At 55.1% G+C, this 10,456-nt stretch carries 7 protein-coding genes and 1 pseudogene; 3 read left to right on the top strand and 5 right to left on the bottom strand.

Annotation, left to right across the window (positions count from 1 at the left end; all coding sequences use genetic code 11):
* Positions 1–392: PTS transporter subunit EIIC (locus tag GKAS_RS20825; protein ID WP_167540430.1), on the bottom strand; the 392-nt coding region annotated here is incomplete at its 3' end.
* Positions 393–569: 177 nt separating this feature from the next.
* Between GKAS_RS20825 and GKAS_RS20830 the strand changes: the two genes are divergently transcribed.
* Entirely contained in the window at positions 570–1,598 is a 1,029-nt protein-coding gene (locus tag GKAS_RS20830) for a Mal regulon transcriptional regulator MalI (protein ID WP_035897078.1), read from the top strand.
* Positions 1,599–1,734: 136 nt separating this feature from the next.
* On the opposite strand, the pseudogene GKAS_RS20835 reads toward GKAS_RS20830, so the two are convergent.
* Both GKAS_RS20835 and manA read right to left on the bottom strand, forming a co-directional pair.
* Positions 1,735–3,245 (bottom strand): annotated as a pseudogene (locus GKAS_RS20835) (YdgA family protein).
* Between the two features lie 99 nt (positions 3,246–3,344).
* Positions 3,345–4,523 (bottom strand): mannose-6-phosphate isomerase, encoded by a 1,179-nt coding sequence (manA, locus tag GKAS_RS20840; protein WP_035897081.1) that lies wholly within the window; start codon positions 4,521–4,523, stop codon positions 3,345–3,347.
* A gap of 199 nt (positions 4,524–4,722) precedes the next feature.
* Between manA and fumA the strand changes: the two genes are divergently transcribed.
* Positions 4,723–6,369, top strand: coding sequence for a class I fumarate hydratase FumA (gene fumA, locus GKAS_RS20845; RefSeq protein ID WP_035897082.1), 1,647 nt, complete (start codon positions 4,723–4,725; stop codon positions 6,367–6,369).
* A 105-nt stretch (positions 6,370–6,474) separates the two neighbouring features.
* Entirely contained in the window at positions 6,475–7,878 is a 1,404-nt protein-coding gene (fumC, locus tag GKAS_RS20850) for a class II fumarate hydratase (RefSeq protein WP_035897084.1), read from the top strand.
* On the opposite strand, the gene tus is transcribed toward fumC, so the two are convergent.
* Together tus and rstB are read right to left on the bottom strand one after the other, a co-directional pair.
* A complete protein-coding gene (gene tus, locus GKAS_RS20855; RefSeq protein ID WP_035897085.1) occupies positions 7,875–8,807 on the bottom strand; it encodes a DNA replication terminus site-binding protein in 933 nt (310 codons plus the stop codon). The genes fumC and tus overlap by 4 nt on opposite strands.
* Before the next feature lie 86 nt (positions 8,808–8,893).
* A complete protein-coding gene (gene rstB, locus GKAS_RS20860; protein ID WP_035897087.1) occupies positions 8,894–10,195 on the bottom strand; it encodes a two-component system sensor histidine kinase RstB in 1,302 nt (433 codons plus the stop codon).
* Positions 10,196–10,456: the final 261 nt, after the last annotated feature.

Consider the following 10,456-nt stretch of genomic DNA (forward strand, 5'->3'; position numbering starts at 1 on the left):
TTCAGAATCGCCGCGTCGGTGGTTGGCAGTATACCTTTGGCGGTCAGCCAGAAGTTAACGGCCAGGTTCATCACCGCGTAGCCTACGAAACCGGCAAAAGCCGCAACGCCTTTGTTATCGCGAGCCAGCCCCAGAGGAATGGCGATACAGAACATCACCGGCAGGAAGCTAAACGCGAAGGAGCCGACTTTGCTCATCCAGATAAAGACGGCTTGCAGGAACGGCGTATCAAGCCACGGCAGCAGCGTGGTGACATCATGGCTACTTAGCGAACTGCCGATTCCGAGCATGATCCCGCAGAAGGAAAGCAGGGCAACCGGCAGCATAAAGGTTTTGCCAAGCTGCTGGAAAAATTCCCAGAGGGTGACTTTTGGTGCGGTATTCGCCGTCATGAAACGACTCCTTAATCCTGAAAAAAGGGTTTCTAACAATCTTGGGACAGGAAGATAAAACGTTTTACCATTTTTTAGTGAGAAACAAATCACAAAAGCAAGTGATAATAAGGTTTATAAAGTACGTGTATTGATAAAACGTTTTATCTCTTGAGCAAAAGGAGCCCCGCTGGAACCATGGCGATTGCAAAAAAAGTCACCATTAACGATGTTGCACTGGCGGCCGGTGTATCCGTCAGTACCGTCTCGCTGGTTCTCAGCGGTAAAGGGCGAATCTCTTCCGCGACGGGTGAGCGCGTTTACCAGGCTATTGACCAACTGGGGTTTGTGCGCAACCGTCAGGCCGTCTCATTGCGCGGCGGGCAGACGGGAGTGATTGGCCTGATTGTCGGCGATCTCTCGTCGCCGTTTTATGCCGAGCTAACGGCGGGAATGACCGCCGCTCTCGAGTCTCAGGGTAAAATGGTGTTTCTGACCCAGGGCGGAAAGCGGGGCGAGCAGATGCTGCAACGTTTCGATGCGTTGGTGTCTCAGGGCGTTGACGGCGTGGTGATCGCCGGTTCGGTCGACCAGGCCGCTGAACTGCGGGCCAAGGCGGCAGAATCCGAAACGCCATTGGTGTTCGCTTCTCGCGCGAGCTACCTCGATGAAGTTGATATTATTCGCCCGGACAATATGCAGGCGGCGCAACTGGTGACCGAACATCTGATTCGTCGGGGCCATCAGCGCATTGCCTGGCTCGGTGGACAAAGCTCATCCTTGACCCGCGCGGAACGAGTCGGCGGCTACTGTTCTACGCTCATCAAGTATGGTTTGCCGTTCCATAGTGAATGGGTGCTGGAGTGTGAGTCTAGCCAGAAGCAGGCGTCGGAAGCGATTACCGGCTTGCTGCGGCACAACCCGACGATTAGCGCCGTGCTGTGCTACAACAGCGTGATTGCCATGGGGGCGTGGTTTGGCCTGATGCGGGCTGGTAAGCAGAGCGGTGAAGACAGCGTTGAGAGCTATTTTGAACAGCGCGTGGCGTTGGCGGCTTTTGCCGATGTGCCGGAAAAGGCGCTGGACGATGTGCCGCTGACCTGGGTTACCACGCCTGCGCGCGAGATGGGGCAAAGCGTTGCCGAGCGGATTTTACAGCGCATTGATACCGGGCAAGGGGCGGCCAGAAACCTGATTATGCCGCCGCGGCTGGTGGCGAGGAAATAGGGTACTGAGCACGTTCCCGGCGTCGCGATGCTTGGCCGGGCTACGTTATACGTCATGCCTGATAAGCGTAGCGCTGTCGGGCATGAAACCACCGATTACGGTAATAAAAAAGCGCCTGAAAAGGCGCTTTTTTTGATTATGGTGCAGGAATGGTTGCGGGTTCTTCCGGCTGGGCCAGGCCCGCCATACCGAACATCCCGACAAAGTCTTCCAGCGGCATTTTCTGCCCGTTCAGCGTCACCTGCCCATCAGCGTACTGCAGGCCGCTGCTGATCGCGTTGTCCTGAGTGGTGGTGAGACGGAACATCTGGCCCATCGCCGCCAGACCCTGAACCTGTTGCGTAGCTAATTTAGTGGCATCTTCCTGCTGATAGCCTTCCAGACGCGCGACCTGACTCATCAGCTCGGTTGCCATATCCATTGGGATAGACAGTTTGGCATCCAGTGATTTCACGCCGCGGTCGACCTGCTGCGCCAGCGTGGTGGCTTCACCAGTGGCCTGAGTAGGGTCTTTCAGAGCCAGAGAGAGGTTCAGTGAACTTTCGCCTTTGGCATTTTTCCAGCTCAGCGGTGACAGTGTCACAACTGGTTCGCCTTTCAGAAGAATTGGCAGAGTGCTGAACAGCGCATCGACCGCTTTTTGCTGATACAGCTCAGGGTTTTGCGCCAGATCCGGCTGCGCCATCAGCGCCTGGGTCTGTGCCTGATACTGCTGGCTGAACTGATGCATTGCCACGCCGTCGATACCGTCAACCTTCAGCGTGAGCTGCCCGCTGCCGAAATCCTGATTCTGCAGCTTGAGGTTATTCAGCGTGTAATCGAGCTGGCTGTTAATTTTTTACCGTCAGGCGTCAGGGAAGACTTCCCGGCAATACGCATACCGGTTAACTCGGCCAGATCTTTACCTTCAACAGAGACCGCGAGGCGCTCCAGGGAGAGAGTCTGATCGCCGATGCGCTCATCAAACGAGGTCAGCTTGCTGGAGCCGTCGGTTTTCAGGCCGTTGAAGATGAACTGAACTTTCTGATTGTATTCGTTAACCGCATTGACCTGGCCGCTTTTGGCTTCACCGGTCAGCGACACCAGGCTGCCCTGGCTATCCGCAGAGAGTACGAAATCGCCGCCGCTAAAGGTGACCTTCTCGGCATCTTTCTCATAATCCAGCGGTTTGAGCGCAATGGCGGACTCTGTGTCGCCGTTGTAGCTGATGCGGGTGTTGATATCGAACGGGGATTGCCCTTTGGCGAGGTCGAACAGCGGCTTAGTCACTTCATTGTTAACCAGTACGGTGTTCACGCTTGCCATCGCTGGGGCAAGGTTGAAGGACTTCAGCGACGCCAGAGGGATTGGACCGTGACTAACGGACTCATCCAGAATCACGCTCTGACCTGCTTTTAACCATGAATTTTCAGCGCCGGCCAGCGGCTTCACCACCATTTTCAGTTGGCTGCTGAAAACACCACGCTGGTAGTCCTGATAACTAATCTCAAGACCGGCTTCCGGTGCGCTCAGCTTAAGCTGGGCGTTCGCCTGAGAGACCATATCCGCAATATGCGATTCCAGTTGTTTGCCCGTGTACCAGGCTCCACCTGTCCAGACCACCCCTAAAGCGACAATAATACCTGCGGCAACCAGCGTTTTTTTCATAGTATTTTATCCATAAAAATGAAACCAGGCGGGAAAGCCGCCTGGTCGAGTCATAAGGCTATGCAAAAGAGTAGCAAGCCTGTCCTGAAACTTCAGTATTTACTTTAACTTATTATATACACGCGCTAAACGACCGTTACCGCTGACTTGAATCGGTGATTCATTCGCCGCAACAAAGGCAGATTCACCCGGTTTTAACACCAGGCGCTGGTCGTTTTTGCTAAGTACAGACTCGCCGTCAACGCAGAACAGAATGGCGGCACCGTCCTGAGTCAACGTTGCAGCGTTGTTGCCCAGAGCGTGCAGGGAGAAAGCAAAATCTTCAACCGGGATCGGGAAGTCCATTTCATCGCCGCGCAGCTCAGGCTGGGTCAGCAGCTCATTAGACGGTTTTGCGATGAATTTGACGTTAGCGACCAGTTCCGGAATATCAATATACTTCGGCGTCAGACCCGCACGCAGTACGTTATCGGAGTTTGCCATCACTTCAAGGCCGGTACCGCGCAGATAAGCGTGCGGGGTTTCAGCGTACAGGAACATCGCATCACCCGGATTGAGCTGAACGATGTTGAGCAGCAGCGGAGAGAAGAGGCCGCTGTCATCCGGATAGAATTCGGCAATCAGGCGAATAGCATCCCAGGCAAGACCCTGCTGGGTTTCCAGCGCCGTGCGCAGCACCTTCAGCGCCTGCGCTTTTTCATCACCCTGCATATTCAGCAGGCCCGCAAACAGCGCGCTCAGACGTTCGCCGTTTGGCTCGGCGATAAACTCACCGATAAGCGGATTGGCAGCCACAACCGGCTGCAACAACGTAGCGATTTCCGCAAATTCGCGGAAAGCGTTCATTGCCAGGAACGGCGTGAGCGCAAACACCAGCTCCGGCTTGTGGTTTGGATCTTTGTAGTTACGCTCTGCGGCATCCAGCGGGATCCCGGCGGCGTTTTCTTTCGCAAAACCCACTTCCGCTGCTTTTTTGCTCGGATGGACCTGAATAGAGAGCGGTTGTGCGGCGCAAAGCACCTTGAACAGGTAAGGTAATTCGCCAAAACGGGCGGCAACGTTAGCGCCCAGCAGCGCGGTCTTATCGGCATCGATAACGTCGCGTAACGACTGCACGGCACCGTGGCTGTCGGTAATCTTTGAGCTGCTCTTCGGATGTGCGCCCATCCAGAGTTCAGCCATTGGCAGACCGTCAGGATTGGCCATTCCGTAGAGTTCCGTTAACGCAGTTTTGCTACCCCAGGCATAGTTTTGCACTGAGTTGATGAGTTTTTGCATTATCAAGCCCTGTTTCAATGTGGATTCTTTGGGTCGTATTAAAGCAAAAAAATGCGCTGCCGTATGCCGTAGAAATAAAAAGTCGTACTTGTCTCAGTTTTTGTTAAAAAATTGTGTACGATAGGGTAACTCGCTTTTAACCTGGGCAAATGGAAAGACTGCCCTTCATAACATCATCAAAGCAGTAAGTGAGAGTACAATGTCGAATAAACCTTTCTATTATCAGGATCCTTTTCCGTTAGAAAAGGATGAGACCGAGTATTACCTGTTAAGCAACGACTACGTTTCCGTCGCAGAATTTGAAGGTCAGGAAGTCCTCAAAGTTGCCCCGCAAGCGTTGACGCTTCTTGCTAAACACGCCTTCCACGATGCTTCCTTCATGCTTCGCCCCGCCCACCAGCAGCAGGTGGCCGATATTCTGAACGACCCGGAAGCCAGCGAAAACGATAAGTACGTGGCGCTGCAGTTCCTGCGTAACTCAGATATCGCGGCGAAAGGTATCCTGCCAACTTGTCAGGACACCGGCACCGCGATCATCATGGGTAAAAAAGGCCAGCGCGTCTGGACCGGCGGTGGCGATGAAGCGGCCCTGGCTCGCGGCGTCTACGACACGTTTATCGAAGATAACCTGCGCTACTCGCAGAACGCCCCGCTGGATATGTACAAAGAGGTCAACACCGGCACCAACCTGCCTGCGCAGATTGACCTCTATAGCGTCGATGGCGACGAATATAAGTTCCTGTGCATCGCCAAAGGCGGTGGCTCAGCGAACAAAACCTACCTCTATCAGGAAACCAAAGCGCTGATTACCCCAGCCAAACTGAAAAATTACCTGGTTGAGAAGATGCGTACCCTCGGCACCGCGGCTTGCCCGCCGTACCACATTGCCTTTGTGATAGGCGGTACCTCGGCAGAAGCCACGCTGAAAACCGTTAAGCTGGCGTCGACCAAGTACTACGACGGTCTGCCAACCGAAGGTAACGAGCACGGCCAGGCATTCCGCGACGTTGAGCTTGAAAAAGAGCTGCTGGTCGAAGCGCAGAATTTAGGGCTAGGCGCGCAGTTCGGCGGCAAATACTTCGCTCACGATATCCGCGTGGTGCGTCTGCCGCGTCACGGCGCGTCCTGCCCGGTCGGGATGGGCGTTTCCTGCTCCGCTGACCGTAACATCAAAGCCAAAATCAACCGCCACGGCATCTGGATTGAGAAACTGGAAAACAACCCAGGCAAATACATTCCGGAGTCGCTGCGTAAAGCTGGCGAAGGCGAAGCGGTGAAGGTTGACCTGAACCGTCCGATGAGCGACATCCTTAAGCAGCTGTCCCAGTACCCGGTCTCCACGCGCCTGTCGTTGAGCGGTACTATCATCGTGGGTCGCGATATTGCGCACGCCAAGCTGAAAGAGCGCATGGACAAAGGCGAAGGGCTGCCGCAGTACATTAAAGATCACCCGATCTACTACGCAGGCCCGGCGAAAACGCCGGAAGGCTATGCCTCTGGTTCCCTTGGCCCAACCACCGCGGGGCGTATGGACTCCTACGTCGACCAGCTGCAGGCGGAAGGCGGTAGCATGATCATGCTGGCGAAAGGCAACCGTAGCCAGCAGGTGACCGACGCCTGCCATAAGCACGGCGGCTTCTACCTCGGCAGCATCGGTGGCCCGGCGGCGGTACTGGCGCAAAGCAGTATTAAGAGTCTGGAATGCGTGGAATACCCGGAGCTGGGTATGGAAGCTATCTGGAAAATTGAAGTGGAAGACTTCCCGGCGTTTATCCTGGTGGATGACAAAGGCAACGACTTCTTCCAGCAGATTCAGGCGTCGCAGTGCGCCCGCTGCGTGAAGTAATCTCTTTTGCCGCCCTTCGGGGCGGTTTTTGTTTCTCCGTCCATACTTATCTTTTTCGCAAGAGCAATGTCACTTCACAATCACTTTGAATTCAAGGAGAAGGTAATGACAACGTCACGCCGCGAAAGCGATTCTATGGGGCCGATTGAGGTTCCCGCTGACAAACTGTGGGGCGCGCAAACCCAGCGCTCACTGGAGCATTTTCGTATCTCCACCGAGAAAATGCCGCTTTCGCTGATTTATGCCCTGGCGCTGACCAAGCGCGCGGCAGCTAAGGTTAACCTGGATTTAGGCCTGTTAGCGGCGGAAAAGGCCGATGCCATTATGGCGGCCGCCGATGAAGTCCTGAAAGATCAGCATCCTGATGAGTTTCCGCTGGCTATCTGGCAGACCGGCTCCGGCACCCAAAGCAATATGAACATGAATGAAGTGCTGGCTAACCGCGCCAGCGAACTGCTCGGCGGCGAGCGCGGCATGTCGCGTAAGGTTCATCCGAATGATGACGTGAACAAAAGCCAAAGCTCGAACGATGTCTTTCCCACGGCGATGCACGTGGCGGCAATGATTGCGTTGCGCGAGCATCTGCTGCCACAGCTCGCGGTATTGCAGGAGACGCTGCGCCAGAAATCGGAAAGCTTCCGTGACATCGTCAAAATTGGCCGCACCCACCTACAGGACGCCACGCCGTTGACGCTGGGCCAGGAGTTTTCCGGCTGGGTGGCGATGCTGGAGCACAATCGCCGCCACCTTGAGCATAGCCTGCCGCACCTGAGCGAGTTAGCCTTAGGCGGCACGGCGGTAGGAACAGGGTTAAATACCCACCCGGAATATGCGGTTCGCGTGGCCAAAGAACTGGCATCGTTGACCGGGCAGCCATTTATCACCGCGCCGAATAAATTTGAAGCATTAGCCACCTGTGATGCGCTGGTGCATACGCACGGCGCGCTGAAAAGCTTGGCGGCATCGCTGATGAAAATTGCCAACGACGTGCGCTGGCTGGCTTCCGGCCCGCGCTGCGGCATCGGCGAGCTATCCATTCCAGAAAACGAACCGGGTTCTTCCATCATGCCGGGTAAAGTAAACCCGACCCAGTGTGAAGCGATGACGATGCTGTGCTGCCAGGTGATGGGTAACGATGTGGCGGTCAATATGGGCGGCGCGTCCGGCAACTTCGAGCTTAACGTTTATCGCCCGATGATTATCCACAACGTGCTGCAGTCCGTGCGCCTGCTGGCTGACGGCATGGAGAGCTTTAACGAACACTGCGCGGTGGGAATTGAGCCTAATCGTGAACGTATCGATCAGTTGCTTAATGAGTCGCTAATGCTGGTGACGGCGCTGAACACCCACATCGGCTACGACAAAGCGGCGGAGATTGCCAAGAAAGCGCATAAAGAGGGGCTGACGTTGAAGAACGCGGCGCTGGCGTTAGGCTATCTCAGCGCCGAAGAGTTTGACCGCTGGGTGCGGCCAGAAGAGATGGTCGGCAGTCAGGTCAGCGGCGCTTAATCCGGTGCTAGCCACAGGTGCAGCCGCTCAATCATGAGTTTAAGCGGCTGCGCTTCCGGCTTGTGCCGGTGCTGTACGTTATCGGCATCGTAGTTCAGCAGTTCGCCAAGATCCGGCACGCTAACGCCGTTACGCCCGGAAATCACCGCAATCAGCGGGCCGGGGCAGGCGTACTGCACCTGTTTTTGCTCACCCGCGTACCACACGCGGGCAATCGGCTGCACCTTCACCGGGCGCTTAATTTTCAACTTCGCCTGCTGTGGCAGTGCGGCAATATCCTGGTATTCTCGCTCTAGCCTCGATTGCCATTGTTCCCGCGTCCACGGCGGTACCGCGCGCGGAGATTTCAGGCTTTTTTCTAACTGCGCCAGCACCTCATCGCGAGTTAAGTTCTTGATGATATGTTTGTTCGCCCAGCCAAAACGAATGGTGCTTGGGTCGGAGAGCAGGGTGAGTGAACGGTAGGCGTTGAGGGTAATCAAACCGGGAATATAGCGGTGCACCCATTCAAAGCGCGCCACTGGCGGCAGGCCGGAATCGACGGTGATTATCTGTTCCAGCGTCGTCTTTAACGTATTGATGTGCTGCACGCGAGCAATGAGCGCTTCATGCTGTTCGGTCGTTGCCTGCAGGCAGATAGCGCCGGGAAGACGCACCGCAGCCTTGCTGCTGAGATTCTCAGACTGTTGCTGAATAAACAGATGGTTAAAATGCTTCAGCGCCATTTCAAATGCGGTTTGCCCCAGATGCTGAACGACCTGAATCTGGGAGAGCGGGGCGTGCTCGGCCGTTTTTTTCACTTCCGGTAGTTCAAATATTCGCGCGGTGAGCAGGCGGCAGTCGGAGAGTTCATCGCGCAGTTCCAGCAGATGGTGTTCTATCTGACGAAAGGTGTCAGTTAACCGCTCCACGAGGTCGTAGCTGGCCATAGTTCGCTCTCCGTATCTTAATTAGTTACAACATACTATTAATGCCGCTAACTATAAGCCAGAATCAGGCACCGTGCAAACCGTGGTCAGCTAGCCGCGGGCAGGGAAATGTGGTGGTAGATAGGCCATGTCAGGCTGAATCGGGCACCGCCCAACGGGCTGACGTCGCAGTGCGCCTGTCCGCCCATCGCTACGGCGATTGAGTGAACGATGGCCAGCCCTAAACCACAGCCGCCGGTGGCCCGGTCACGGCTAGGGTCGAGACGAACAAATGGCTCAAATACGCGCTCGCGCTCACCTTCAGCAATGCCAGGGCCGTCATCATCGACCTGAAGACACGCCACGCTGCCATTGCGCGTCAGGTTGACCTGAATCTGCGACTGGCTGTAGCGCATGGCGTTATTAATCAAATTATCCAGCACGCGCTCCATCAGGCGCATATCCAGCGCGCCGTAATCCCCTGGTGTTATCTGATTAACGGTGACTTCACGCTGCGGGTTGACGGCCTGAACATCTTCAACGTGCGCGGTGATCCACTGCGGCAGGTCTGGCGATGTCAGAGAGAGTTCGGTCTGTGGGCGGTCAAGGCGGGCGTAGGTCAGCAGCTCTTCGATCAGTGCTTCAAGCTGCCCGATATCGCGGTTGAGCGCCAGCGATTCGGCCTCGGTCAGGTTTTCACTCATCTCCAGGCGATAGCGCAAACGCACCAGCGGCGTACGCAGTTCGTGGGCGATACCGTCAATCAACTGCTTTTTGCTGGCAATGAGCGCATTGATGTTATCAGCCATCTGGTTAAAGGCGACCCCAAGACGTTCGAAGCTGGACATACTGTCAAAGTGAATGCGTTCGCCTAAATGACCTTCACCGAAGCGCTGGGCGGCACTTTCTAGCCGTAGCATGTCCTGCCAGTGGGGACGCATCCAGATAAGGACAGGAAAGGCGAGTGAAATAGCAATAAACGCCATGAGAGCGATATCAAGCAGCCGCATTTCATGCATAAAGTACAGATAGGGTACCGGCCCGACGGCCAGCACATAGTGGCTGCGCGGAATGCGCTGAATAAAGGTGTACTGATCGTCGAGCGCCACAATATCGCCCGCCCGCAGATGCTGCATGGAGCTTTCAGCCAACTGAAACTTGCTGAGCGGCTCAATGCGCAGGTCGAACGACAGGTTGAGATCCAGTTCGTTCAGCGTTTTGCTCCAGTTGCGCGGTGGGATTTCTCGCAGTTCGCTGCGCATCAGATACAGAGAGCTTTTCATCAAATCGTCGAGCGATTGGCGGCCAGCACGTTCGGCGGTGAACTTATAGACCAGCCCAACCAGCATGGTCATGACCAGAAAGCAGACAAACAGTAAAAGGTAAAACTGCACAAACAGTTTTTTCATGAAAAATCACCGAACGTTCAATGTGTTAACTAGTATACGTCTTTCTCTGGAGGACACTGTTATATCCGCCGATGCGCTGGCTCAGAAATGCTATCCGATCGCCAACAAGCGCGTTATCCAGGCAGAGTACACTGTATAACGCATTTCTGCATGCTCATGGACACAATCGCAAACTCATTTTCTGTCTCATCCTGGAGGCTCGTCTGGCTTGCATCTGTTCTGTACTCGCCACATAATGAATGAGCTTCATTCATTATGTGG

It is taken from the genome of Kluyvera ascorbata ATCC 33433, assembly GCF_000735365.1.
In the GTDB taxonomy this organism is placed as follows: Bacteria; Pseudomonadota; Gammaproteobacteria; order Enterobacterales; family Enterobacteriaceae; genus Kluyvera; species Kluyvera ascorbata.